The sequence below is a fragment of the Corynebacterium sp. ACRPF genome (assembly GCF_022347395.1).
Lineage (GTDB): Bacteria > Actinomycetota > Actinomycetes > Mycobacteriales > Mycobacteriaceae > Corynebacterium > Corynebacterium tuberculostearicum_D.
In genome coordinates this window covers 77,269-102,452 of sequence record NZ_JAKRNB010000006.1, presented here as the reverse complement: position 1 = coordinate 102,452, position 25,184 = coordinate 77,269, and the positions used below count along the sequence as shown (strand labels likewise).

Sequence of the window (25,184 nt, the reverse complement as noted above, 5' to 3'; positions counted from 1 at the left end):
CGCAGCGCGGGGAATCTTGGCAGGGGGCCAAGGGCGCTTGGCGCGTGGCTCGGGGGAGGTTATTTAGGCATGCTTGGGATCGGGGATACCCGCGTCATTGAGCCGTTGACCATGCCACTGCGGGATGCTGCGCCGCCGCTGCCCACCGGCAGCATCGAGGCCGAGGAAGTCCCGGAGGCGGTGCGCCCGCAACCGGTGCCGCTGGTGCGGCTGCTACTTCCGGTGGTGATGATTGCGGCTATGCTCGGCATGGTTGCCCTCATGGTGTTAGGCGCTGGGGAATCCCGGCAGATTAGCCCGATGGCTTTGATGTTTCCATTGATGATGCTGGCGAGCATGGCCATGATGTTTGGGCCCAATAACAGCGGGCAGGATCCGGATGAAACCCGGCGCACTTACCTGCGCCACATCAAAGCCTTGCGCGAAAAGGCGCTGCGCAATGCCTCGGCGCAGCGTGCACATGAAAGTTATCGCCACCCGGCACCGGTGGAACTCAGCACTCTAGTCGGCTCGCGCCGCATGTGGGAGCGTGGCCCAGATGACTCGGACGCCCTCGAGGTACGCGTGGGAACTGGACCAACGACTTTGTGCACCCCCATCAACGTGCCGGATTCGGGTGCCACGGAAGATCTGGACCCGGTGTGTGCGGTGAGCATGCGCCAGACCATTAAGGCGGTGGGCACCGTTCCCGATATGCCGGTGGTTATCCAACTGCAGGCCTTTCGCTTCTTGTCCGTGTCCGGAATGGCGTCGACTCGGAGCGAAGAGCCCGCAGATCCCTCCCGCGATATGGTGCGCGCAATGGTGCTGCAGATGGCCTTGGCGCATGGCCCGGAAACCTGCGGGATCGAGGCCATCGGTGGCCAGTGGGAGTGGCTGAAGTGGCTGCCCCATGCGCGCACACCGGAAAAGGCGCGCTTTCGCATCCTCATAGTCGATGGCGTGCTGACCACGGGCACCGAGGACTTCTTCCATGATGATTCCTACACCACCATCATTGAGGTCGGTGGGGCGCCGTCTTCGGCGCTGGGGGTACGCGCCGAGCACGAAGGACTAAGCCTCGTGGCAGGGGAGCAGCTGCAGGTGGTCACCGCGGCAGGGGTGGAAGACCTCGGTTCTCCCGACGGAATGAGTACGGCCGGCGCGACCTTGCTTGCGCGCAGTATGGCCTCCTACCGCCGCCCCGATAGCACTTCTGGCAGGCGCGGCAGTGACCTTATGGGCCTTCTGGGCTATCGCGATGTGGAAGAGCTAGCGGCCAGTGGCATGTGGCATGGCCGAGAGGGTTCGGCGCGTCTCATGGTGCCCATCGGCATCGATACGGTGGGCCAGCCCGTCACGGTAGATCTCAAGGAATCTGCCCACGGCGGTATGGGCCCGCACGGCCTGTGCATCGGTGCGACTGGCAGCGGAAAGTCGGAGCTGCTGCGCACGCTTGTCACCGCGCTGGCGGCTACCCATAGTCCGGACGAGCTCAATCTTGTGTTGGTGGATTTCAAGGGCGGCGCGACATTTTTAGGATGCGACCGCCTGCCGCATACTTCCGCGGTGATTACCAACCTGGAGGAGGAATCTACGCTGGTAGAACGCATGTATGATGCCATCTCCGGCGAGATGAACCGCCGCCAGGAGCTGCTGCGCACCGCCGGAAACTTTGCCAATGTCGGCGAGTACAACTCCTCTGCCACCGCGGTGCGTGAGCACGGGCCGCTGCCGGCCTTGGTCATTGTGGTCGATGAGTTCTCGGAGCTTTTGGGCCAGCACCCGGATTTCGCGGAACTCTTTGTCGCCGTCGGCCGCTTGGGGCGCAGTCTCCACGTGCACCTGCTTTTGGCCTCCCAAAGGCTCGAAGAAGGCCGCTTGCGGGGGCTAGATTCCCACTTGTCCTACCGAATCGGCCTGAAAACCTTCTCCTCAGCGGAATCCCGCCAGGTATTGGGCGTGACCGATGCCTACCACCTGCCCGGCCAGCCTGGCGCGGGTTACCTCAAATCCGATGCCGAGGCCTTGACCCGCTTCCAAGCTTCTTATGTGTCTGGGCCTCTGCCGCGCCGGACGCTTGCCGACGCCTCCGTGGACCACCCCGCAGCGTCCCGCGGCCGCGTGCAGCTCTTTCATGGCTGGTCCCAGGAAGAGGACAATACTAGCGCTGCGGTGGTTCTCGATGACTCCACCACTGTGCTTACCGAGGTCGTGCGCGCCGCGGCGGAAGAGGCCCACCTGCGCGATCAATCGGCGCACCGCATCTGGCTGCCGCCGCTACCGCCGGTCATTGAGCTATCCGCGTTGCCGGGGCTTTCCGGTGCAGATGACGCGGGTGCAGTCTCGCCCGCAGTGGACCAAGGGTCGCTGCGCGCGCCCATCGGCATTATCGATAGGCCGTACTACCAACGCCAGGACGAGCTGATTATTGATTTCACCCAGCACGGCGGACACATGGCCCTGTGTGGCGGTCCACAGTCCGGTAAATCGAGTGCGCTGCGCACGATCGTCTCTGCGCTAGCTCTACGGCATGATCCGCAGGCGGCACGCTTCTACGTCATCGATCTTGGCGGCGGTCAGCTAGCATCCCTGGAGCGACTGCCCCACGTGGCCGGAGTTGCCGGGCGCGAGGAGGGCGAAAAGGTACGGCGCATCGTCGACGAAGTAGCTGGGTTTATCCGCCGTCCAGAACGGTGCGCAACCTTCCTTGTCATTGATGGCTGGCACCACATCGGTACCTCGAATGCGGAGTTTGAAGACATAGCGGAGAAGGTTACCGAGATCGTCGCCGATGGCGCCTCCGCCCACGTGCACGTCATCATTGCCACTTCGCGGTGGACCACGATGCGCCCCGCTATCCGCGATCTCATTGCCAACCGCCTCGAGCTGCGCCTAGGCGAGGCCTTGGATTCGCTCATCGACCGCAAACTACAGCAAAAGCTTCCCTGCGCGCCGGGCCGCGGGCTCACCTTGACGGGTGAGAATATGCTCTTAGCTCGCACCTCTAACCAGGACATCGCTCACATCTGCCGCGTTCATGCGGAGGCTCAGCCGGTTCCTCAGCTCAAGATGCTGCCCGCCGTGCTTACCCCGGCCGCACTCGCAGCTCAAGGGGATGTTCCCGCCGGTGAGATCGCCTGGGGCATCGGCGGGCGCGACCTCGATACGCTGACCTGGAATCCGTCGCGCGAGCCGCACCTAGTGGCAATCGGGGCGCAGGGGTGTGGCAAGTCCACCTTCCTGGCGCAGGTCATGCGCGGTATTAGCGCTTTTGCGAGGGAAGACGCCCGGCTCGTGGTCATCGACCAGCGCCGAGCCCACCTAGGAACCTTGGACCAGAACATGGTTGCTGCCTACGCCGCGACGCAGTCGAGTGCGCAAGAGACCATTGTCGATACAGTCCGGACCCTGGAATCTCGCCTGCCTGGCCCGGACATTACCCCGGCGCAGCTCGCCGCACGAGATTGGTGGCAGGGCCCAGATATTTACCTAGTCATCGATGATGCGGACCTGCTGAGCGATATTGCCCTCTCGCCACTGCTGGAATTGCTCCCACATGCCCGCGACATTGGCTTGCACCTTGTTATCGCTCGCAAATCCGGCGGCATCGGCCGTGCCCTCTTTGGCCAATTCTTTTCCGCGGTGCGCGATCTGCAGCCGGCGCTGCTGCTTTTCGACGCCGACCGCGACGAAGGAACCATCTTCGGCCTCAAGCCCTGCCACCAACCACCCGGGCGCGGTCAGTGGAGCATCCGCGGTGAAAACCTCGGCGTCGCCCAAGCGGTGTACCTAGAAGGAGAAAAGTAAATGACCACCAATCTCAGCGCGCATACGCCAACCGACACCCCTATCCCTACTGGTGGGGAGACCACCGCCGGCCCCATTACCGTCACCATCCTGGATGCGGCCACAATCTTTGAAGGGCCCGAAACGGTCTATCGCTATGACCTGCCGGGAACCGGCATTGTGGAAGGCTGGGCCTTAGGCCAAGTCATGGATCAGATATCCAAGATGGCGGGACCGTCCTGGCCCGACGTGGAAGCCTGCGTGGTGGCAGACTCTTCCGGCACGGGAATTGCGCAGGAAGCCACCTCTATTATCTGCCGGCAATTGGAAGTCACCGGGGTGCACCTCATCGACCCAGAACCAACCATCTCCCCGCTAGCCGCCCCGGACCCACTCGATCCGCCTCCTCACCCGGTTCCTGAAGCCACTGATTCGGCACCTCCCACTACGGTGATGGAAGCACCTGCTTATGACGAACCGGTAACGCCACGCTGGACCGACCGCCTGCGCGGTTGGCTCGGAGCCATCGATATCTTTCATGTGGCAATTGCCGTGGTCATCATCGCCGTGGCTGGGGCTTCTTGGTGGACCATCGGTGCCCAAGCTTCAGGTGAAGGCGACGCCGCTCCGGATGCATCGCACCCGCAACCCCGCGCTGCCGAGCCAAGCGGCGATGGTGCGGCGGAGTTCGCGCCGGCCTCGCCGCAACCGGGAATGCCAGGCGCGTCAGATTCCGGCAGCGAGGAATTGAACCCAGGCGAAAAGCGCTTAGACGTGGAAGGAATGTCAGTAGTAGTCCCCAGTGGGTTCCACACCAAGGTAGAAGATGGTCTGGTCACCGCCACCGGGAAAGACCCGAACCTACGCATCCTGCTGGCGGCGGATGAGATGTTTAACGTGCCGGCGGATGCCCTGTTCAAAGAAATTCACGCGCAGGTCGACGAAGATCCGACGCTTCGCGATGCCACCGATGAGGCAGGGCGCCTGACCTATACCGAAGACCCCGGGGACGGCTCCTTGGTGGAATGGACCACTTGGGAAGACCGAGGCCACCAGATGTCCGTGGGGTGCCATACCCGGCATAACTCCAACGCCGTTCAAAAGGCAGCCTGCCGCATGGCCACGGAAAGCCTGGTCAAAAAATAGTCTCAAAAACTTTGCCCCAGCCGGGAACCGTTTGGCGGAAAGTTCAGTCCAATAAAGGTGAGAAAGCACAGATGCGAAGCACAGCTGCTTTTTCGGGGGAAATACACACAATCTCATCCGCCCTAAGGAGGGGCGCACTCTTATGTCTCAGACTTTCAAGACACAAGCCGATGTCATGGTTGCCACCGCTGGCAAAGTCGATAACACCAATGATGAAGTCCAAGGCGAGCTCACCCGCCTGCAGGGCGTCGTCGACTCCGTCCGTGGCAGCTGGGTTGGCCAGGCGCAGGTCTCCTTCGATGACCTGATGCAGCGCTACAACACCTCTGCACAGCAGCTGCGCGAGGCCTTGGCCTCTATCTCTGACAATATCCGCAGCAACGCCCACAACTTCGACAACGTGGAAGCAGAAAACACCCAGGCATTCTCCAACGTGGGCGGCGGCCTCGCCCTCTAAACCGCACCGCACACTTCACTACTCCGCAGCCCAAAAGCTATAGATTCACAGAAGGGAATCAACCACCACATGTCCGAGATCAAGTACGAATTCGGTGCCATTTCTTCCGCCGCAGCCGACATCAACGCCACCTCTGGTCGCATCAACAGCACCTTGGCAGACCTGAAGGCGCGCCTACAGCCGATGGTAAGCACCTGGGAGGGTGAGTCCGCCGTGGCTTATAACCAAGCGCAGGCCAAGTGGGACAAGGCATCCCAGGAACTCAACACCGTGCTCGCCACCATCTCCAAGACCGTCGCGCAGGGCAACGATGCAATGAGCGACGTCAACCGTCGCGCCGCCGCAAGCTGGGGCTAAATCCACACCCTGATTGCACGGTTCCACGCTGTCCCCGTCGGAGCTGCGGTGCCACTGACCACACCCGCGTGGCAGGAGGCGGACGCAGCCGCAGCCTTGGCCACGAAACCAGCGTGGCTACTCCTTTTCTAGCTCTATTCTCTTGCAATCTCTTCCACTCTTTGAAGTCGTACCTTTCTAGTCCGTACCCACGAACCGGCACCTCCCGTTTGAGCCGCGGAAGGTGCCGGTTTCGGTGTTTTGGTCTTTGGGCAGGTGAGCAAGTAGGGTAGGAAACCTATGTGTTCGCTCGTCGGCAAGCAGCTGGCGAAGCGCTCCCTGCAGGTCTCCACCGGCCGCTGTACGGGAGTGAATGGATGCTTAGCGCTGGCCGGCAGTTCCGAGACAGACTTTCAAGGAGTCAAATTGTCTACTTTCCACCCAAAGAGCGGTGACATCACCCGCAAGTGGTACGTCATCGACGCTACTGATGTGGTGCTGGGCAAGCTCGCTTCCACCGTTGCAGACCTGCTGCGCGGCAAGCACAAGCCACAGTTCGCACCGAACGTTGATGCTGGTGACCACGTCATCATCATCAACGCTGACAAGATCCACGTTTCTTCCGTCAAGCGCGGCCGCGAGATGCGCTACCGCCACTCCGGTTACCCGGGCGGCCTGAAGTCCATGACCCTGGGTCAGTCTTTGGACGCCAACCCGGTTCGCGTTATCGAAGAATCCGTTGCCGGCATGATGCCGCACAACAAGCTCTCCCGCGCTTCCATCAAGAAGCTGCACGTCTTCGCAGGCGAAGAGCACCCGTACGCCGGCCAGAAGCCGGAAACCTTCGAGTTTAAGCAGGTGGCACAGTAATGTCTGAGCAGAACATCGACAACAACGTAGCCGACGCTGCTGACATCGCTGCAGCAAGCGCCGCTACCGAAGAGTTCACCAACACCATCGGTGACTCCATCGCACCGGCCGAGACCGAAGAGGTCGAGGCTGCCGCTCCGGTACACGAGGGCCCGATCCAGACCGTCGGTCGTCGTAAGCGCGCCGTCGCACGTGTTCGCCTCGTTGCTGGCTCCGGCCAGATTGTGGTTAACGGCCGCGAGTTCGGCGAGTACTTCCCGAACAAGCTGCACCAGCAGGATATCCTCACTCCGCTGACCCTGCTGGAGCGCGAGAACCAGTTCGACCTCAAGGTCACCGTTAACGGCGGCGGCCCAACCGGTCAGGCTGGCGCCCTGCGCCTGGCTATCGCTCGTGCACTGAACATCTACAACCCGGCTGACCGCACCGCCCTCAAGAAGGCTGGTCTGCTCACCCGAGATGCTCGTGCAGTTGAGCGTAAGAAGGCTGGTCTGCACAAGGCACGTCGCGCACCGCAGTACTCCAAGCGTTAATCTCGCTTATACTGCGCGCGCAAGCGCTACGCAAAGCCGCTGCTTCCTTTGGGAAGTGGCGGCTTTCGTCGTTTTTGAGCTTCGGCAGAGAATATTGAGTTTGTGGCGACGGTTGCCGAGTTTCCTTCACTATCGTGGCTGGATTCTGACCGTAGCTGTGCAGAGCAGGAACTTCTGAAGTTGGTTGCGGAAGTAGTAGAAGATATGCAGATTTCAGGGGAAGTCATCCCACAACCGTTGGGGACTCGGTCATATTCGGGAAAATTCAACGTTCGAACCTCTCCGTCGCTGCATCGCAAGCTGGTCATGGAAGCAAGGACGGAAGGAATTTCACTCAACGCCTTGATAAACCAGAAGCTTGCCTCCGCCTAAACCGCCCCAACATGCAATCGATGGGCACAGGAGTGCATAATTGACTGCATGACTCGACTTTTTGGAACCGATGGCGTTCGCGGCCTCGCGAACAAGAAGCTGACCCCAATTCTGGCCTTGCAACTAGGCCAGGCCGCTGCAGAGGTATTTACCGCCAAGCGTGAATCCTACGAGCGCCAGCCGCTGGCCATTATTGGCCGCGACCCGCGTGTTTCTGGCGAGATGCTGGATGCAGCGATTGCGTCCGGTCTGGCTTCCCGCGGCGTGGACGTGGTGCGCGTGGGCGTGCTGCCTACGCCGGCGATTGCCTACCTGACGGATGACTATGGTGCGGATTTGGGCGTGATGATCTCCGCCTCCCACAACCCGATGCCAGACAACGGCATCAAGTTCTTCTCCGCAGGTGGTAAGAAGCTGCCGGACGAGGTAGAAGATCAGATTCAAGCCACCATGGAAAACCTCACCGAGGATGGCCCGACCGGCACCAAGCTAGGCCGTATCATTTCGGAGGCCCCGGACGGACGCGAGCGCTACCTCAACCACTTGAAGGAAGTGGTCTCCACCGACCTGGGCGGCATCAAGGTGGTCGTAGACACCGCCAATGGTGCGGCCTCCAAGGTTGCTCCGATCGCCTACGAGGCGGCTGGTGCAGAGGTTATTGCTATCCACAACAAGCCGAATGCCTTCAATATCAATGAGGACTGCGGTTCGACGCACATTGAAAAGGCACAGGCGGCCGTCGTCGAGCATGGTGCCGATCTGGGCCTAGCCCACGATGGCGACGCCGACCGTTGCCTGGCTGTGGATGCCGAGGGCAATGTTGTTGACGGTGACCAGATTATGGCACTGCTGGCCGTAGGCATGAAGGAGGATAATGACCTGCGCTACAACACTCTGGTAGCAACCGTCATGTCTAACCTGGGCCTGAAGCTAGCCATGCAGGAACAAGGCATCGAGGTGCGCCACACCGCAGTAGGCGACCGCTACGTGCTGGAAGAGCTCAACCGCGGCGATTTCTCCTTGGGTGGCGAGCAGTCTGGCCACGTCGTGTTGCCAGATGATTGCACGACTGGCGACGGCACGCTTACTGGCCTGTCCATCATGGCGCGCATGGCCAAGTCCGGGAAGTCCCTAAAGGAATTGGCATCGGTGATGACCGTGCTGCCGCAGGTACTCATTAACGTGCCGGTTTCTGATAAGGGTGTCATCATGGACGCCCCCGAGGTACAAGAAGCCATTGCCCAGGCCGAGGAAGAACTCGGCGAAACCGGCCGCGTCCTGTTGCGCCCCTCCGGCACTGAGGAGGTTTTCCGCGTCATGGTGGAGGCCGCCGATAAGGAGCAGGCCCGCAAGGTTGCCGGCAGGCTTTCCGCCATCGTTTCCTCGGTCTAGCGCAACCGCCGGGTGCGGAAGAATTTTGGCATCCTAGGGAACCATTTGGCGCAATCCCCAGTCCAATGAAGGTGAGAACTTTTACCGCATATGGATTTGGGGGAATACACCAGTGTCTAAGGTTTTTCTTCGCCCCTTGGAGGCGATGTCCGCACTACGGCAGGTCGTAGCCGATAACGACGAACAACGCGATGCCCACCGGGCCGAGGTGCCGGATTTTCCGGTGGCCGCGGCTGGACGCAACTTTGGCGGCCACGGTGAGCGCATTCGCGATGTCTTGGCGCGCATCCATGAGCGCGGCGGGCAGAGGTTGGATAATCTATCCGCCACCGCCCATGCCGCTCATGAACAGGTGCGCGCCTTTGCCGATTTTGATGAGTCCTTCGGCAGCTCCTTTGCGCGCGGCGGGGAGGCGGACAGCAAGTGAGTACGCTGACAAAATCCCTGCTGGGGGACTATTCCAACGCGATTTCCCAATTCCAGTTCGCCTGCTTGGGAAGCTACTCGGGCCCCAGCATGCCGATGAACCTACTGGGGGAGCTAGTCGGTGCGGTGGACGGCATCGCGCCCGAAAACCTGGTGAAAAACACCGTTGCGGCCGTAGGCGGTAACCGCCCGAAGGGAGGCGGTGCTGGATTAGCGGGCTATTTGCAGCAAGATGATTCCGAGGTTGCTCAAGGCGCTATCCGCGAGCACCTGTGCGGCGTGCAGGAAGATTTCGACATTGACCGCCAGGATGCTGCCCATCTCACCAGTTCGGCGGAGCAGTGCTCGGGCGCTATTGCCGACGTCGTCGATGTCTCCGACACTGCCCTTACCGAGCTCATCTCTGCGGTCATCCCACTGCTGAATATCTTGTCCATGGTGGCCACCAAGCACCCGCTGGCCAGGTTTATCATCCCGATTCTTTCCACCATCGGCGGGCGCGTTATCGAAGAGACGAATCACAATATCGCTAGCACCTGCCGCGACCGCGATGATGCGATTGAGTCCTGCTATAACGAGTTTGAATCGCGCTGCGAATGCGTCTGCGAGCGCCCAATGCCGGAAGAATGCCCGACGCCGGCTAAACCTACAGATGACGCCTGCCCGGCACCGGTAGAGCAATGCCCGGAGACTCCTACTCCCACTAAGCCGATGCCGAAGGAAGAGTGCCCACCTCCGCCGTTGCAGCCCACCGAGCCGGCCCAGGTGGAGTGCCCACCAGAGCCCACGCCCATGCCGGAGCCTGAATCAAAGCAAGAATCGAGCCACACCACTTCCGCGCCGCCACAGCCGACGCCTCCTTCGCCACCACCAGTTCCACCAAGGGAATGCCCCGAGCCCGAGCCGGAGCAATCATCCAAGACGGAAGTGCACACGGAGACCACTGCAGAACACGGCGCGGGCTGCCACTGCAATCAGTGCACCGAGCAACCATTTACCGAGCGTCCATCACAGTCCCAGCGCGACGTAGAGATCACCAGGCCGGCGCAGGCGGAGATCATTCCGCCGCAGGAGCCGCCAGAACAGCCACATCAAGTAGAAGAACCGTGCCCGGACCCTGAACCCCAGCCAGAGCCGGAACCCAAGCCAGACATGGATACAGAACCCGCTTCTGACTCGGGCGCAGGCGAGGAAACACTCTGCCCGGAAAATACCGCGGGAAATTCTGAAGAATGTGTGGAAACGACCCAAACCAGCTCAGAAGGCTGTGGAATTGAATCCTCCTGCAGTGGCAGCCTCGGCCTGGTAGGGGCCGGAATCGCTTTAGTAGGCGTGGGCCTCATTGTGGAAGGTGCCGCGCAGTGCCTGGAGCACATGTCCGACGCGGATTGCCCGGTGCAAGAGCCTGAACCGGGCCCTGAGCCTGAGCCAGAACCAGAACCTGATCCCTGCCCGGAACCTGAGCCCGAACCCGAACCCGAGCCATGCCCCGAACCCGAGCCATGCCCCGAACCCGAGCCATGCCCCGAACCCGAGCCAGCTGGTGATGATGGCGTTATGGCGCCACCTCCTGAGCTGTCTCAGGTAGAGGAGCCAACGCCGCCACCAGAGAAGGTGGCACACCTCCAGGCGGCCGGTCCAGCAGAGGCACCGTCACCAGCCCCGGCTCCTGAACCAGCACCGGCACCGGAACCGGCCCCGGCACCGCAGCCGGCTCCAGAAGAAGCACCGGCACCGGACCCAGCACCGCAGCAGGAGGCGGCACCCGCGCCAGAAGAACCAACCATTAAGGCACGAAAGGCAGGTCAGTGGTAATGAATAACGACTTCGCAGAATTTGCGCAGGGCTTTCGGGAAAGGACGGCTAAACGCCTGCTGGAATTTGAAAAAACGCTGGCGAAAGCGCAAGACGAGCTAGAAAAGTCCGCGGATAAAGCCATGCAGGAGGCGCGAAGGGAGAAAGGGCAGGTGGGGCGTCGGCAAGCGGCGGCGATGCCAAGGCCCCGATATGGCGCTGCCCCGGCGCGCTCAAGGAACGCGTCGGGGCAGGTGCAATCTGTGCTGCGGCGGGGCTAATACCTTAGGCGTCGCGGGTGACGCCGGCGCGCTCGGCCAAGTCCTCGCCTACGAGGCTTTGGACCTTTTTGGCGCTCGCCTCTGGATCCGCAAAGGCGTCATAGGTGGAATCGCCATTGAGGGTGGCCAGCAGGAAGCCGGTGACCAAGCCGCGGGCGATTTCGGTGGGGCCGGACTGGAAGGCGGCGGTGCCGATGGCCAGCTTGCGCAGGCGATCTTCGGTAAAGCCGGCGTGGCTGCCCTTGTCGATGGCGCGGAAGCAGACTGGGCCATTCCAGTTATGGGCCAGCTTGGCGGGGTTGCCAGCATTGAAAATGTCTTCCTGGCCGGCGCCAATGACCAAGCCCGGGGTAGTAATGCGGCGCGCCGCCTGCACCGCAGACGGCGCGGTGATGGAAGGATAAATCGCGGCGACGGCGGCGACCTTCTGGTTATCCAAGGCGCCAAGCACGGCCGTGCCACCGCCCATGCCGTGGCCAATCATGCCGAGCTTGCCCGGGGAGACCGTAATATTGCCAGCGCCAAGCTTTACCCCAGCGGCAATCTGCAGCGCGGATTCCATATCCGCGGCCAGGTTGCGGTGGTTAGGGAAGGGGCCGGTCTCGGAATCGGGGGCTACCACGACGATGCCCCAGCTAGCCAGGTGGCGCAGGGTGGCGTGGTAATCCTTAATCTTGTGCATCCAGTCATGGCCAAAGGCCACGGCGGGCAGGCTTTGGCCCTCCGCAGGGGTATAAACCTTGCCGGTGATTCCGGCATAGTCAAGGTCGCCAACCAAAACTCGGTTGCGACCGCGCTTCGACAACGTTGCTAGATGTTTATTCAAATTCGCAGACACGCATTCCAGGATAGAGGAAGATCACCCGCTAGGCGGGAAAGGGTGCGGGTTTATCTGAGAAATGTCTGCGTAGTATCCAGCCGAGCCACGGGTGTGGTGGAAAGGCTTTCCTAAGCCCCTCCTAACTTGCGCCCCTGTGGGTAGGGGAGTGCAATGTGTGGGCAACTACATACTCTAATTTTTCTGGGAAGGCGGGCTGCGGTACATGACTACCGGCGTCGTTGATGTGGAAGAACTTTCTACTCGTTATGGGATGGAGGTAAAGGCCGAGGTCATTGACCGCGTGGCACATGCCTCCGATGCCTCGCACTACCTGTACACCCCCAAGGCAGTCATCGAGGCCCGCTCGGCCGAGCACGTGGCCGCCATCTTCCGCGCGGGCCGGCAGCAGAATGTTCCGGTCACCCTGCGCTCCGGCGGTACCTCCCTTGCCGGCCAGGCTTCCGGCGATGGCTACCTGGTGGACGTGCGCAAGCACTTCCGCGGCATCGAGGTATTGGATGAGGGCAAGCGCGTGCGCGTCCAGCCCGGCGCCACGGTGCGCCAGGTCAACGCCCGCCTGGGCCTGCGCAATCGCAAGCTTGGCCCGGATCCGGCTAGTGAATCTGCCTGCACCATCGGTGGCGTGGTGGCCAATAACTCCTCCGGTATGGCCTGCGGTACCGAGCTCAATACGTATAACACTCTGGAATCGCTAACGTTTGTGCTGCCTACCGGCACCGTGATCAATACCGCCGATGCGGATGCAGACCGGCAGTTCCAACAGCAAGAACCGGAGCTGGTGGAAACGCTCACCCGCCTGCAGCGCCGCGTGCGCGATAACCAGGAGTCTGTGGATATTATCCGCCGCCACTTCCAGCTGAAAAACACGATGGGCTATGGCCTCAATTCCTTCCTGGATTTTGATAGCCCGGTCAAGCTCTTTGAGCACCTGCTCATCGGCTCGGAGGGAACCCTGGCCTTCATTGCAGAAGCGGTATTCCGCACGGTGCCGATTTCCAAGCTGACCACCACCACGGTGGCTGTCTTTGATGACCTCACCGCCGCCACCAAGTCCCTGCCGGCCCTGCTAGATACCGGGGCGGCCACTCTGGAGTTGATGGACTCTGCCTCGATCCGCGTGGGCCAAGGCTTTGACAAGGTCCCGCAGGCCATCACCGGTTTCGATGTGGATAAGCAGGCCGCGCTGCTCATTGAGTACCACGCCGACGCGGAAGAAGAACTGCGGGAGAAGGAGGGCAAGGGCTCGCAGCTTCTGCGCGAGCTGCCGCTGCAATCGCCAGCCGCCTTCTCGGCCGACGCCGCTTCGCGCAATACCGCGTGGAGCTTCCGCAAGGGCCTCTACGCCCAGGTCGCTGAGGCGCGCCCGTCCGGTACAACCGCGCTTTTGGAAGACATCGTCGTGCCCGTGGGGGATTTGGCTGATACCTGCTCTTCCCTGCAGGAACTCTTTGCCCGCTATGGCTATGACGACGCCGTAATCTTCGGCCACGCCAAGGACGGCAATATCCACTTCCTGCTCACGGACCGCTTTGAAGGCGATGACGCCATCGGCCGCTATAACGACTTCAACGAGGGCATGGTCGACTTGGTACTCTCGGCCGAGGGCAACCTCAAGGCCGAGCACGGCACCGGCCGGGCCATGGCGCCGTATGTACGCCGCCAGTATGGCGACGAACTTTACGCGGTCATGCAAGAACTCAAGCGGGCCTGCGATCCCACCAATACGATGAACCCGGGCGTCATCTTGGACGATGACCCCGATGCGCACATCAAAAACATCAAGCTCAACCCCACCGTGGAAGAGGAAGTGGACCGCTGCGTGGAGTGCGGCTACTGCGAGCCGGTCTGCCCATCGCGCGATCTCACGCTTACCCCACGCCAACGCATCGTCGTGCGCCGCGCCCGCAAGCGCGCGGAAGAAGCTGGCGATAGCCAGCTAGTAGCCGAGCTGGATGAGGCCTATGAATACATGGGCATCGAGACCTGCGCGGTGGATTCCATGTGCCGGACCGCGTGCCCGGTAGGTATCGATACCGGCAAGTTCATCAAGCGCCTGCGCCGCGAGGAGGCCCAACCAGCGCAGCAGAAGCTGTGGGGCGCTGCCGCCAAGAATTGGCAGGTCGTTAGCCAAGGAGCCGGGCTGGCGCTTACCGGCGCGCACCTACTGCCCACTGAGCTGGTCAAGAAGGTCACCGACGTGGGCCGCAGCCTCATCGGCACCGATAACTTGCCGCAGTACCAGCCGGAGCTGGGCAAGGGCGGCAAGTCCCGTGGCCGCTTGGCCGGGCGCGTGGGTGACCGCTACGCGCAGACCACCGGAATTTACCTGCCTGCCTGCGTGAACACCATGTTTGGCCCGCAGGGTGGTGGCAAGGGCACTACCGATTCCTTCGTGGCTCTCTTGGAGCGCGCCGGGGTAGCGCTGGAGGTTCCGGAGGGCATCGACAAGCTCTGCTGTGGCACCCCATGGGCGTCTAAGGGCATGCAGGCCGGCCACGATGCGATGGAGCAGCGCGTGCGCGATGTCGTCATGGAGGCCACCGATGGTGCGCGCCTGCCGGTCATCGTGGACGCCAGCAGCTGCACCGCCGGATTTAAGGACATGCTGGAGTCCGTGGGCATTACCGTCATCGACGCCATTAGCTTTACGGCCGATACCCTCCTGCCGCAGCTTGCGGTCAAGAACCCCGCGGCTTCCGTGACCGTGCACCCCACCTGCTCTGCCTTCCAGCTGGGCATGATGGAAGATGTGGAGAAGGTAGCCCGCGCCGCCGCGGCCGAGGTACACATTCCCACTGAATGGAATTGCTGTGGCTATGCCGGCGAACGCGGCATGCTGCATCCGGAGCTAACCGACGCCGCAACGCGCGCCGAGGCAGCGCAAGTCAAGGAAATCGGGGCGCAGTATCACGCCTCGACCAACCGCACCTGCGAGCTCGGCTTGACCCGTGCTACCGGCGAGGATTATCACCACATTCTGGAACTTTTGGAGCAGGCGACGCGCTAGTTTTCCCAGCGCACTAGCGGGTGGGGCACTATGCCCCGCTTGCCGACGCCCCGCCCGCCTAGAGGTTTCTTCCACGTGCTGTAAAATCAGCAACCATGTGTGGAATTGTTGGATATATTGGTCACGCTGGTGGTGACCGTGATTACTTCGCCCTCGACGTAGTCCTGGAAGGGCTGCGCCGTTTGGAATACCGCGGCTATGACTCCGCTGGCGTAGCAATGTACGCCGATGGGGACATTAGCTGGCGCAAGAAGGCCGGTAAGGTCGCTGCGTTGGATGCTGAGATTGATGGCCGCCCGTTGCCAGACTCCGTGCTGGGCATTGGCCATACCCGCTGGGCTACCCATGGTGGCCCTACCGACCTGAATGCGCACCCGCACGTGGTCGATGGCGGCAAGCTGGCCGTGGTGCACAACGGCATCATTGAGAACTTTGCCGAGCTCAAGTCCGAGCTTTTGAACAAGGGCTACAACTTCGTTTCCGAGACCGACACTGAGGTTGCCGCTACGTTGCTGGGCGATGTCTTCCACAACGAGGCCGCTGGGGACCTCACCAAGGCAATGCAGCTGACCTGCTCCCGCTTGGAGGGCGCCTTCACACTGCTGGCCATCCACGCCGAGCAGGCCGATCGCATCGTTGCCGCTCGCCGTGACTCGCCGCTGGTTATCGGCCTGGGCGAGGGCGAGAACTTCCTTGGCTCCGACGTATCCGGCTTCATCGATTACACCAAGTCCGCCGTGGAGATGGACAACGACCAGGTCGTGACCATCACCGCCGACGAAGTAGAAATCACCGATTATGCGGGCAACCCTGCACAGGGCAAGCCTTTTGAAATCAAATGGGATGCCGCCGCTGCCGAAAAGGGTGGCTTCGATTCCTTCATGGAAAAGGAAATCCACGATCAGCCTTCCGCTGTGCGCGATACCCTGCTCGGCCGCTTCGACGAACAGGGCCAGCTGACCCTCGATGATCTGCGCATCGATGAGACCGTTTTGAAGTCCATCGACAAGATCATCGTCATCGCTTGCGGTACCGCCGCCTATGCCGGCCACGTGGCACGCTATGCCATCGAGCACTGGTGCCGCATTCCTACCGAGGTCGAGCTCGCCCACGAGTTCCGTTACCGCGATCCGATCGTGAACGAGAAGACCTTGGTCGTCGCCCTGTCCCAGTCCGGTGAGACCATGGATACCCTGATGGCCGTGCGCCACGCCCGCCAGCAGGGAGCCAAGGTTATCGCCATCTGCAATACCCAGGGCTCGTCCATCCCGCGCGAATCCGATGCCGCGCTCTACACCCACGCCGGTCCGGAAATCGCTGTGGCCTCCACCAAGGCCTTCCTGGCGCAGATTACCGCTACCTATCTGCTCGGCCTCTACCTGGCTCAGCTGCGCGGCAACATGTTCGCCGATGAAATCCAGAGCGTTCTGGCTGAGCTGCGCCACATGCCGGACAAGGTTCAAAACGTCATCGACGAAGAGGACCAGGTGGCCAACCTGGCCAACTCCATGAAGGATGCGGAATCCGTGCTCTTCTTGGGCCGCCACGTTGGCTTCCCTGTAGCTCTTGAGGGCGCGCTCAAGCTCAAGGAGATCGCCTACCTGCACGCCGAGGGCTTTGCCGCCGGCGAGCTCAAGCACGGCCCGATTGCACTGATTGAGGAAGGCCAGCCGGTCTTCGTCATCGTGCCGTCCCCGCGCGGCCGCGACTCCCTGCACTCCAAGGTTGTCTCCAATATCCAGGAGATCCGCGCCCGTGGTGCCATCACCATCGTGATTGCGGAAGAGGGCGATACCGCCGTGGAGGATTACGCTAACCACGTCATCCGCATCCCGAAGGCACCGACCCTCATGCAGCCGCTACTGGCCACCGTGCCGCTGCAGATCTTCGCCGCCCATGTAGCAAAGTCCAAGGGCTACGACGTGGATCAGCCGCGTAACCTGGCCAAGTCCGTGACCGTGGAGTAATCCACGCCGAACGGTACTAGCTAAGCCTCCTTGCCTGCTGCGTTTCTTGCGTGGAAGGGAAGGGGGCTTTGGCATTTCATTGAAGCTTGAAACTGTTATGCTATTAGGAGCAATTGTTGTCGGTGAAAGGAGTAGGCAGTGCTCATCCGTCGTGTTTTTGCGTAAAACACTAAAGGAAGAACGGATTTAAGCATGCCTATTTTATTGAACGACCTTTCCCTAGTATGGCCCGATGGCACAACCTGCTTCAGTGGCCTAAACGGTGTCTTTTCTGGTCCTTTAACTGCGCTCATTGGGGATAACGGTGCAGGAAAAACAACTCTGCTTAACGTCATCCTTGGCAAAATCTTGCCCACTGCTGGAACGGTGGAAAAGCCGGAATCGATAGCGTACCTGTCACAAGACCTTGCTTGGAATGAACATGATGTAGTAGCAGACATCTTCGGTGTCACCCAAGTGCTCGCGGCGATTTACGCAGTCGAAGCCGGTGAGTATGAACCAGAACTTTATGAGTTAATTGGGGAGCAATGGGACGTCGGTGAGCGCATTGCCGCTGCCCTTTCCGCCGCTGGATTGGATATCCCATTAGACCGCCCTATCGCAAGCCTCTCTGGAGGGGAAGCGGTACGCGTCGCTTTGGTGGCGGTGTTCCTGTCCGAGCCGGATTTCATTATCCTTGATGAACCGACCAATAACCTCGACGGATCTGCAAAGAAGCATCTGAAAGAAATGTTGGTGAATGCCGCTGCGCCGGTGTTAGTGGTAAGCCATGACAAAGACTTGTTGGATGTAGTTTCCGAGGTAGCGGAATTAAGGGATGGGAACCTACGCTTCTTCCAAGGCAACTATTCCGACTACCTAGCCACGATTAATGCAGAACAGGAAGTAGCTCAAAAAGCAGTATCTGCCGCCAAGGCGACTTATAAGCAGCAACTTCGCGAACAACAAGCAATGCAAACACGAATTGCGCGTGATGCGCGCCGTGGAAAGAAGTTCGCGGAGTCGAAGCGCAAACCAGGCATGACGATGAAGCTTGATAAGCAGCGATCCGAAAAGACGGCATCACGCAGAGCGCAAATCCATTCAGGCGCAGTTGAAGCGGCCCAACGCTCTTTAGCTCGAGCTGAGCGAAACATACGAGATGATGATTCGGTCTATATCGAGCTGCCACAAACTGAGCTGCCGGAAGGAAAGCGGGTTATTTCGATTCCTGGGCTGACGATTGTCGGCCCAGAACGGGTGCGCTTGTCAGGACCAAATGGAAGTGGCAAGACCACGCTCTTAAACCGAATTAACTCCGGTGAGGCGGGCTACGTGATCGGCAACTCGGGGTATTTGCGTCAACGAATTGGATTAGATCCTTCTCTAAGCGTATGGGACGTGGTTACCAACGCGAATCCACGAGAGGATCCGCAGTTCATCCGTGATCAGCTAGCTCAGTTGTTGTTTCAATCTGACTCGGTTCATGCGTTGACAGGGACCCTCTCGGGAGGCGAAAGATTTAGGGCGGAATTCGCCAGAGTGCTCTTAGCGGATCCGGCGCCGCAATTGCTAATGCTCGATGAGCCGACTAACAACATCGATATTTCAACTGTTGATTGGTTGGTCTCAGTCTTGAAAAACTATCGGGGCGCATTGCTAGTGGTGAGCCATGATGAAGATTTCTGCTCGCGGATCAAACTTACGAGGCAAGTTTCTATAGAGGACATTGGATGAGCCGACTCCAAGGTGGAGGTATCGCGAGTCAGTGCGCCACACCCTGCCCGAATTCAGCCCAAGGGTGAGCAGTGGCACAATGGTGGGCATGCTGAAAACCACGATTGATCTCTCCGCCATTGCGCACAACGTCCGCCTCATCAAGGAAAAGGTGGGTCCGGAGGTCAAGCTGATGTGCGTGGTCAAGGCCGATGCTTACGGGCACGGCGCGGCCAAGGTTGTGCCGGTGATGGCGCGCGCCGGCGCGGATTGCTTTGGCGTGGCCACCCTGCGGGAAGCCGTGAACCTGCGCCGCGCGGGCGTGGATGCGCCCATCGTGGCGTGGATTTGGCAAACAGATGAAATCCTCGAAGAAGCCTTGGCCAATGGAATCGAGGTAGCAGTCAACTCCCTTGAGCAGGCGCATAAGCTGGTCAAGGCCGATTTTCCTGCTGAGGTATACGTCAAGGTGGAAACCGGCATGCACCGCTCCGGTGTGGACGAAGAGGATTGGGCAGAGACCTTTAAGGTGTTGCGCGATGCCCCACACATCAAGGTGCTCGGGCTCATGTCCCACTTTGCGTGCGCCGATGAGCCGGATAATCCGCACAATGACGCGCAAGAGGAGGCGTTCCGCACGGCCCTGCAACTCGCGCGTGAGATTGGTTTGGAATGCCCAATCAATCACCTGGCCAATTCGCCCGCAGTGCTGACGCGTCCTTCCTCCTATTTCGAGCAGGTGCGCGTAGGCGCCGCTTGCTATGGCTTGGAGCCCATTGAAGGACGCGAACACGGCTTGCGCCCGGCCATGACCTGGTCCGGGCAGATTTTTAACGTCAAGCCCATTAAACCGGGGGAGGGCACGTGCTACGGATTGACCTGGAAGGCGGATAAGTCGGGATTTTTGGCCACAGTGGACTGTGGTTATGCCGATGGCCTGCCGCGTGGCTATCAGGGCGACCTGCACGTGGGCATTGGTGGGCACCTCTACCCGCAGGTAGGAAGAATCTGCATGGATCAGATTGTGGTGGACTTAGGTGAGAACCCGCATGGCGTGGACACGGGGCAAGACGCCGTGATCTTTGGCAACGGGGGAGTATCGGCCACGGATCTCGCCGCGGCAGCAGGCACCATTAACTATGAGGTGGTGTGCCTGCCCGATGGCCGCACCGAACGCGAATATATAGGAGAAGAAAATGCGCAATAGCTTTCCCGAATCCGGCAGCCGCGACCTATCCACGGTGGAAGACACCTATGCCTTTGGTGAAGAGCTAGGTGCGGCGCTTGAAGCCGGCGATGTAGTGATCCTGGATGGGCCGTTGGGGGCTGGAAAGACGACGCTGACGCAGGGCGTCGCCAAGGGCATGCAGGTTAAAGGCCGCGTTACCTCGCCAACCTTCGTTATCGCCCGCGTGCACCGCTCTACTGTGGGTGGGCCAGACCTTGTGCACGTGGATGCCTACCGCCTGCTCGATGAAGGCGGTGCTAATTCCGGGGACCCGCTAGGGGAGCTCGACGCGCTGGATCTGGACACGGAGCTAGAGGACGCCGTGGTTATTGCCGAATGGGGCGGGGGACTCGTGGAACAGATTGCGGAGCGCTACCTATTTATCGGCATTGACCGCGAGCCGGCGGACTATGACGACGCAGATGAGGATGTTCGCCGCTTCACATGGTCCTGGCAAGATGTTGCATAGCACATATCTCAGCTCCAGGGGGATAAAGTGATCATTATCACTGAGTGGCTAACTTGATCCGGGTATAACCACTACGTAATTCTATTAAGGTGTTGAATTTTCTCGCCTCAAGTCCTTTGCTATCTCTATTCGTCATCATGGCGGTGGGTCTAGCGATTGGCAAGATCAAGATTTTCGGTATCTCTCTCGGTGCCGCGGCTGCGATGTTTGTGGCACTGGGTCTATCTACTGCCAATCCGGATATCCAAATTCCGCCGCTGGTCTATCAATTTGGCCTAGCGATCTTCGTTTATGCCATTGGCCTCAACTTCGGGCCTTCCTTCGTCCGCGAGTTTAAAACCCGCGGCTGGAAGCTCACCGTCTTCATGCTGGGCATGCTGGTTATTTTGGTTGCCGTTGGCTATGGCCTTATCCGTGGCTTTGGCCTGAGCGTGCCAGAGGCCGTCGGTATGTTCGCCGGTTCGCTCTCCTCTACGCCGGGCATGGCTGCCGTGGTGGAAATGGTGGGCGATTCCACTCCGGTCGTTGGCTACTCCTTGGCCTACCCAGGTGCGGTAATCGGCGCGATTCTCGTCGCCGCCATTGGCGCCAAGGTTGTCAAGGTGAACCATGAGGAAGATGCCCGCGCAGAGGGAATGATTCCCGCCGAGCTCGTAGCCAAAGGCGTGCGCCTGACCAAGAACTTCAATGACACCGCTGGCCATATCTACCGCGTTACCGGCCAGACTGTTGTGGCTACTCGTATCATCTCCGACGAGGAGCGCCACCGCCTCGCCGTCCCAGAAATGCCACTGTGCGAGGGTGAAGCATATCTGCTCAACGGCTCCGAAGAGGCCGTCGATAAGGCCATTGAGGTCTTGGGTGAAGAACACCCAGTGGAGCTGACCGAGGACGCTGGGCTTAAATACACCCGCGTTACCGTGTCCAACCCGGAGATTGCCGGTAAATCCGTCCGCGAGATCAAGGCCCTCGACCACGGCTTTATCATCGCTCGTATCCGTAAGGGCGATAAGGACCTCGTGCCGCACCCGGACACTGTGCTCAACTACTCGGATCGCGTTCGCGTGGTCACCAGCCCGAGCCGCCTGCCGTACGTGCGCAAATACCTCGGTGACTCTGAGGCCGCTTTGGGCAACGCGGACCTGTTGTCCATGGCCATCGGCCTGTCCTTGGGTATGCTTCTCGGCCTCATTCCGATTCCGATGCCGGGCGGTTCTACCCTGCAGCTGGGCTTTGGTGGCGGTCCCGTCGTCGTCGGTCTGCTCTTGGGCTACCTCAACCGTACCGGGCCGTTGAACTGGCAGATGCCATTCCACACTCGTGAGACCTTGTCCAATATGGGCCTTACCTTGTTCCTGGCCGGCGTGGGCACCTCGGCCGGTGCCTCCTTCCGTGATGCCCTGACGGATCCATCCTCCCTGACCATCATGGGCGTGGGTCTTATCATTACGCTGGTCTCCGCCATCTTGATCGGCGTCATCGGCATGCTGGTGCTCAAGCTGAAGTGGGACGAGGCCATGGGCTGTGCGGCCGGCATGACCACCAACCCGGCAGTCTTTGCCTATATTCGTGACCAAACCGGCACCGAGCTGGCCGGCCGCGGATGGGCTACGGTCTATCCCACCACAATTATCGGCAAGATTATTGCCTCGCAGGTGTTGCTCTTGCTATTGCTATAGCGGCAATATCGCGCGTTAATTACTCACCCACAGGGTCGCCCGCCTACACTGGCAGGCACTACCCTGTGGGTTTTGTGTTGCGGTTAACCAGGTAGCATCGGTTGCCAGAATTACCGCCGCCCGCCTGAAACTTAAACATTTTTCAAGGAGCCATACGCACCCCATGACTAAATTCGCTCGCAACCTCACCGCCGCCATCATCGCCATCTTTATCGTTGTCATGATGGTTCTTCTGGCCTCCTCCACGCTGCGCGAGGATAACCATTTGGAGGGAAACCTCACCTCCACGTTGTCCAAGGCGCCACATAACTTGGAGGTCATGACCGTCATGCCTACCGATGTCTATGGCGAGGAATACCCTGCCATTGGTTTCATCTGCCCGGGCATGCGCGAAGACAAGGTTAAAGAGGCACAGATCGATACCGAGAACATCACCTTTGAAGACGGTGCGGTGCCGGAAGGCAAGAGCTACGCGGTAGCCATCTCCCAGAGCGCTAAGCCCTTCATCGAAGAGCTGGATCCGGAAAAGGTCGAGGTGTGCGAGATGATTGACATGCAGGTCAAGGCCATGGAGCAGCAGGGCCAGAGCCTTGATGGTGGCGTGCCTATGATCCAGGGCACCCAGCCGCTGGGCTTCCAGCGCGAGGATGGCACCTGGAAGATGGTTGCCTAATGCGCGTCCTCGCGATCGACACGGCCACCACCGCCCTGGTTACCGGGGTGGTGGATACCGTCACCGGGCAGAGCACCGAGCGCGTGTTGGAGGATACGCGCGCGCATAATGAGCTGCTCATTCCTACCATCACCGAGGTCCTCGCAGAGGCGGGCATGGAGTTTTCCGACCTCGAAGCGGTGGTCACCGGCGTGGGCCCGGGTCCATTTACCGGGTTGCGCGTGGGTATGGCGACGGCCTCCGCGCTTGCCGACGCCCTCTCTATCCCCCTTCACGGCATCTGCACCCACGATGCCATCGCGGCCGCAGCCGAGCTCCACGTCGATCCTGCCGCCGCGGCCGAGGAAGCGACCGCCTTGGTTGCTACCGACGCCCGCCGCAAAGAGATCTACTGGGCTACTTATCGCGCTACCGACTCCGGCGTGCAGCGCATTTCTGGCCCCGCGGTGACGAAACCGGCCGAACTCGAAGTGGAACTTGCCTCCACCGCCGAGGTCATCATTCCTGACCGCCTTGCTGAGCAACTCCCCGAGCGGCTCGCCGCCCTCCCGCACCGCGCGGCCCATCCGAGTGCGACGGCCCTCGTTGCCGCGGCCGACCTCGAGGCAGAACCCGCTCCCGTCGTGCCGCTGTACCTACGCCGCCCGGACGCGGTCCCGCCGAAGCAGCAGCAGCTTTCTGCCGCCATCCCCAGGGTCGAACTGTGAAGCTGCGCGAGCTGACCCCGGCCGATGCGCCCCGGTGCGCCGAGCTGGAAGAGGTCCTTTTCCCAGGAGAAACTCCGTGGTCCAGCCGGATCTTCCGGGAAGAAATGGCCCAGCCCTTCAACTTCTATCTCGGGGTGGAAGGCGCGATCGAGGAACCGGCGCCCGTAAAGCTATTGGGCTATGCGGGCATCGGCATGATGGGCCCAGCCGCGGACCCGGAGTTTGAAATCCACACCATCGGCGTCGACCCCGCCGCGCAGCGCCGCGGCATCGCGCGGATGATGATGGACAATATCTGCCATATCGCGGATCTCAAGGACGCCCCAGTCTTCCTCGAAGTTCGCGTGGGCAATGATCCCGCAATTGGCCTGTATGAGCGCTACGGCTTTGCCAAGCAGGGGATCCGCAAAAACTATTACCAACCCTCCGGGGCGGATGCGCACGTGATGGTGCGCCCGCGCCAGTCCGAGCGCCCAAAAGATTAAGGAGCAGTCATGAAGATCATGGGCATCGAGTCCTCCTGCGATGAAACCGGCGTGGGCATCGTCGAGTTGCGCGAGGACGGCCACATGGACATCATCGCGAACGCCGTTGCTTCCTCCATGGAGCAGCACGCGCGTTTCGGCGGCGTCGTCCCGGAAATCGCCTCCCGTGCCCACCTTGAGGCCATGCCGCAGGTCATGCGGGCGGCGCTGGATGAGGCGGGCATCGAAAAGCCGGATGCCATCGCCGCCACCGTGGGGCCGGGTCTAGCCGGTGCCTTGCTGGTGGGAGCCTCGGCCGCCAAGGCCTATGCCGCGGCCTGGGGCGTGCCCTTCTACGGCGTTAACCACCTCGGCGGCCACGTTGCCGTGGCCAACCTGGAAGGCGAAGAGCTGCCGCACTCGGTGGCCCTCTTGGTCTCGGGCGGGCATACGCAGCTGTTGGAAGTAGAGGCCGTCGGCAAGCCCATGCGCGAGTTGGGCTCTACGCTTGACGACGCCGCCGGTGAAGCCTACGACAAAGTCTCCCGCCTCCTCGGCCTGGGCTACCCGGGCGGTCCGGTGATCGATAAGCTCGCCGCCCGCGGCGAAGCCACCATCGATTTCCCGCGCGGCATGTCCCGCGCCGAGGATCTGCGCGGCCCGCACCGCCACGATTTTTCCTTCTCTGGGCTCAAGACCTCCGTGGCCCGCTATGTGGAGCGCGCCGAAAAGGCAGGGGAGACCATCAGCGTGGAAGATGTCTGCGCCAGCTTTCAAGAAGCAGTGGCCGATGTCCTGACTGCCAAGGCCGTGCGTGCCTGCGAGGACACCGGCGCCCGCGTGCTGCTATTGGGAGGCGGCGTGGCAGCTAATTCCCGCCTGCGCGAGCTGGCCGCCGCGCGCTGCGCCGCCGCTGGGGTGGAGCTGCGCGTGCCGCGCTTTTCGCTGTGCACCGATAACGGCGTGATGATCGCGGCCATCGGCGCGCAACTCATCCATGAAGGTGCCCAGCCTTCTGGCCTCGGCGTAGGCACCGATACCCAGCTGGATGTAGAAGAGCCGCAGTTAACCTAAAGTTC

General features: G+C 60.9%; 22 protein-coding genes. 21 read left to right on the top strand and 1 reads right to left on the bottom strand.

Annotation, left to right across the window (positions count from 1 at the left end; genetic code table 11):
* Positions 1-69: 69 nt before the first annotated feature.
* The 11 genes from eccCa (at position 70) to MHX61_RS04175 (ending at position 11,375) form a co-directional block, all read left to right on the top strand.
* Positions 70-3,789 carry a type VII secretion protein EccCa gene (gene eccCa, locus MHX61_RS04225; RefSeq protein ID WP_239193048.1) on the top strand — a complete coding sequence of 1,240 codons (3,720 nt, stop codon included), beginning with the start codon at positions 70-72 and terminating at the stop codon, positions 3,787-3,789.
* The gene (locus MHX61_RS04220; RefSeq protein WP_239193045.1) at positions 3,790-4,914 is read left to right on the top strand and encodes a type VII secretion-associated protein; all 1,125 of its coding nucleotides are present in this window, start codon (positions 3,790-3,792) and stop codon (positions 4,912-4,914) included.
* A 142-nt stretch (positions 4,915-5,056) separates the two neighbouring features.
* Positions 5,057-5,371, top strand: a complete 315-nt coding sequence (locus MHX61_RS04215; protein WP_005328030.1) for a WXG100 family type VII secretion target — start codon at positions 5,057-5,059, stop codon at positions 5,369-5,371.
* A gap of 69 nt (positions 5,372-5,440) precedes the next feature.
* Positions 5,441-5,728, top strand: coding sequence for a WXG100 family type VII secretion target (locus MHX61_RS04210; protein ID WP_239193042.1), 288 nt, complete (start codon positions 5,441-5,443; stop codon positions 5,726-5,728).
* A gap of 405 nt (positions 5,729-6,133) precedes the next feature.
* Positions 6,134-6,577, top strand: coding sequence for a 50S ribosomal protein L13 (rplM, locus tag MHX61_RS04205; RefSeq protein WP_204610199.1), 444 nt, complete (start codon positions 6,134-6,136; stop codon positions 6,575-6,577).
* A complete protein-coding gene (gene rpsI / locus MHX61_RS04200; protein WP_204610198.1) occupies positions 6,577-7,110 on the top strand; it encodes a 30S ribosomal protein S9 in 534 nt (177 codons plus the stop codon). The genes rplM and rpsI overlap by 1 nt, the downstream gene beginning before the upstream one ends.
* A 93-nt stretch (positions 7,111-7,203) precedes the next feature.
* The gene (locus tag MHX61_RS04195) at positions 7,204-7,482 is read left to right on the top strand and encodes a type II toxin-antitoxin system HicB family antitoxin (protein WP_370658402.1); all 279 of its coding nucleotides are present in this window, start codon (positions 7,204-7,206) and stop codon (positions 7,480-7,482) included.
* A gap of 48 nt (positions 7,483-7,530) precedes the next feature.
* Positions 7,531-8,874, top strand: a complete 1,344-nt coding sequence (gene glmM, locus MHX61_RS04190; RefSeq protein WP_179387396.1) for a phosphoglucosamine mutase — start codon at positions 7,531-7,533, stop codon at positions 8,872-8,874.
* A gap of 145 nt (positions 8,875-9,019) precedes the next feature.
* A complete protein-coding gene (locus MHX61_RS04185) occupies positions 9,020-9,301 on the top strand; it encodes a hypothetical protein (protein ID WP_239193036.1) in 282 nt (93 codons plus the stop codon).
* The gene (locus MHX61_RS04180; protein ID WP_239193033.1) at positions 9,298-11,115 is read left to right on the top strand and encodes a hypothetical protein; all 1,818 of its coding nucleotides are present in this window, start codon (positions 9,298-9,300) and stop codon (positions 11,113-11,115) included. The genes MHX61_RS04185 and MHX61_RS04180 overlap by 4 nt, the downstream gene beginning before the upstream one ends.
* Positions 11,115-11,375 carry a hypothetical protein gene (locus MHX61_RS04175; RefSeq protein WP_204610194.1) on the top strand — a complete coding sequence of 87 codons (261 nt, stop codon included), beginning with the start codon at positions 11,115-11,117 and terminating at the stop codon, positions 11,373-11,375. The genes MHX61_RS04180 and MHX61_RS04175 overlap by 1 nt, the downstream gene beginning before the upstream one ends.
* Positions 11,376-11,379: 4 nt before the next feature.
* On the opposite strand, the gene MHX61_RS04170 is transcribed toward MHX61_RS04175, so the two are convergent.
* Complete coding sequence (locus MHX61_RS04170) at positions 11,380-12,213, bottom strand: dienelactone hydrolase family protein (protein WP_239193024.1); 834 nt, start codon at positions 12,211-12,213, stop codon at positions 11,380-11,382.
* A 205-nt stretch (positions 12,214-12,418) separates the two neighbouring features.
* Between MHX61_RS04170 and MHX61_RS04165 the strand changes: the two genes are divergently transcribed.
* From MHX61_RS04165 to tsaD, 10 genes are all read left to right on the top strand, one after another.
* On the top strand, positions 12,419-15,223 hold the full coding sequence (locus MHX61_RS04165) for an FAD-binding and (Fe-S)-binding domain-containing protein (RefSeq protein ID WP_239193021.1): 2,805 nt from the start codon (positions 12,419-12,421) through the stop codon (positions 15,221-15,223).
* 95 nt (positions 15,224-15,318) lie between these two features.
* Complete coding sequence (glmS, locus tag MHX61_RS04160) at positions 15,319-17,190, top strand: glutamine--fructose-6-phosphate transaminase (isomerizing) (RefSeq protein WP_239193018.1); 1,872 nt, start codon at positions 15,319-15,321, stop codon at positions 17,188-17,190.
* Between the two features lie 192 nt (positions 17,191-17,382).
* Positions 17,383-18,906 (top strand): ABC-F family ATP-binding cassette domain-containing protein, encoded by a 1,524-nt coding sequence (locus tag MHX61_RS04155; RefSeq protein ID WP_239193015.1) that lies wholly within the window; start codon positions 17,383-17,385, stop codon positions 18,904-18,906.
* 82 nt (positions 18,907-18,988) lie between these two features.
* On the top strand, positions 18,989-20,092 hold the full coding sequence (gene alr, locus MHX61_RS04150; RefSeq protein WP_239193075.1) for an alanine racemase: 1,104 nt from the start codon (positions 18,989-18,991) through the stop codon (positions 20,090-20,092).
* On the top strand, positions 20,082-20,582 hold the full coding sequence (tsaE, locus tag MHX61_RS04145) for a tRNA (adenosine(37)-N6)-threonylcarbamoyltransferase complex ATPase subunit type 1 TsaE (protein ID WP_239193012.1): 501 nt from the start codon (positions 20,082-20,084) through the stop codon (positions 20,580-20,582). Before alr ends, tsaE begins: the two co-directional genes overlap by 11 nt.
* 89 nt (positions 20,583-20,671) lie before the next feature.
* Positions 20,672-22,261 (top strand): aspartate:alanine exchanger family transporter, encoded by a 1,590-nt coding sequence (locus MHX61_RS04140; protein WP_239193007.1) that lies wholly within the window; start codon positions 20,672-20,674, stop codon positions 22,259-22,261.
* A gap of 163 nt (positions 22,262-22,424) precedes the next feature.
* Positions 22,425-22,934: a hypothetical protein gene (locus MHX61_RS04135; RefSeq protein WP_239193004.1), complete on the top strand. Its 510-nt coding sequence runs from the start codon at positions 22,425-22,427 to the stop codon at positions 22,932-22,934.
* Entirely contained in the window at positions 22,934-23,641 is a 708-nt protein-coding gene (gene tsaB, locus MHX61_RS04130) for a tRNA (adenosine(37)-N6)-threonylcarbamoyltransferase complex dimerization subunit type 1 TsaB (RefSeq protein WP_239192984.1), read from the top strand. The genes MHX61_RS04135 and tsaB overlap by 1 nt, the downstream gene beginning before the upstream one ends.
* Positions 23,638-24,126: a ribosomal protein S18-alanine N-acetyltransferase gene (rimI, locus tag MHX61_RS04125; RefSeq protein ID WP_239192981.1), complete on the top strand. Its 489-nt coding sequence runs from the start codon at positions 23,638-23,640 to the stop codon at positions 24,124-24,126. Before tsaB ends, rimI begins: the two co-directional genes overlap by 4 nt.
* Positions 24,127-24,135: 9 nt before the next feature.
* Positions 24,136-25,179 carry a tRNA (adenosine(37)-N6)-threonylcarbamoyltransferase complex transferase subunit TsaD gene (gene tsaD, locus MHX61_RS04120; RefSeq protein WP_239192978.1) on the top strand — a complete coding sequence of 348 codons (1,044 nt, stop codon included), beginning with the start codon at positions 24,136-24,138 and terminating at the stop codon, positions 25,177-25,179.
* Positions 25,180-25,184: the final 5 nt, after the last annotated feature.

Excerpts from the sequence above, each read along its gene's own strand:
- eccCa (WP_239193048.1), top strand. The coding sequence starts at position 70 with ATGCTTGGGATCGGGGATACCCGCGTCATTGAGCCGTTGACCATGCCA.
- MHX61_RS04220 (WP_239193045.1), top strand. The coding sequence starts at position 3,790 with ATGACCACCAATCTCAGCGCGCATACGCCAACCGACACCCCTATCCCT.
- MHX61_RS04215 (WP_005328030.1), top strand. The coding sequence starts at position 5,057 with ATGTCTCAGACTTTCAAGACACAAGCCGATGTCATGGTTGCCACCGCT.
- MHX61_RS04210 (WP_239193042.1), top strand. The coding sequence starts at position 5,441 with ATGTCCGAGATCAAGTACGAATTCGGTGCCATTTCTTCCGCCGCAGCC.
- rpsI (WP_204610198.1), top strand. The coding sequence starts at position 6,577 with ATGTCTGAGCAGAACATCGACAACAACGTAGCCGACGCTGCTGACATC.
- glmM (WP_179387396.1), top strand. The coding sequence starts at position 7,531 with ATGACTCGACTTTTTGGAACCGATGGCGTTCGCGGCCTCGCGAACAAG.
- MHX61_RS04185 (WP_239193036.1), top strand. The coding sequence starts at position 9,020 with ATGTCCGCACTACGGCAGGTCGTAGCCGATAACGACGAACAACGCGAT.
- MHX61_RS04175 (WP_204610194.1), top strand. The coding sequence starts at position 11,115 with ATGAATAACGACTTCGCAGAATTTGCGCAGGGCTTTCGGGAAAGGACG.
- MHX61_RS04165 (WP_239193021.1), top strand. The coding sequence starts at position 12,419 with ATGACTACCGGCGTCGTTGATGTGGAAGAACTTTCTACTCGTTATGGG.
- glmS (WP_239193018.1), top strand. The coding sequence starts at position 15,319 with ATGTGTGGAATTGTTGGATATATTGGTCACGCTGGTGGTGACCGTGAT.
- MHX61_RS04155 (WP_239193015.1), top strand. The coding sequence starts at position 17,383 with ATGCCTATTTTATTGAACGACCTTTCCCTAGTATGGCCCGATGGCACA.
- tsaE (WP_239193012.1), top strand. The coding sequence starts at position 20,082 with ATGCGCAATAGCTTTCCCGAATCCGGCAGCCGCGACCTATCCACGGTG.
- MHX61_RS04135 (WP_239193004.1), top strand. The coding sequence starts at position 22,425 with ATGACTAAATTCGCTCGCAACCTCACCGCCGCCATCATCGCCATCTTT.
- tsaB (WP_239192984.1), top strand. The coding sequence starts at position 22,934 with ATGCGCGTCCTCGCGATCGACACGGCCACCACCGCCCTGGTTACCGGG.
- tsaD (WP_239192978.1), top strand. The coding sequence starts at position 24,136 with ATGAAGATCATGGGCATCGAGTCCTCCTGCGATGAAACCGGCGTGGGC.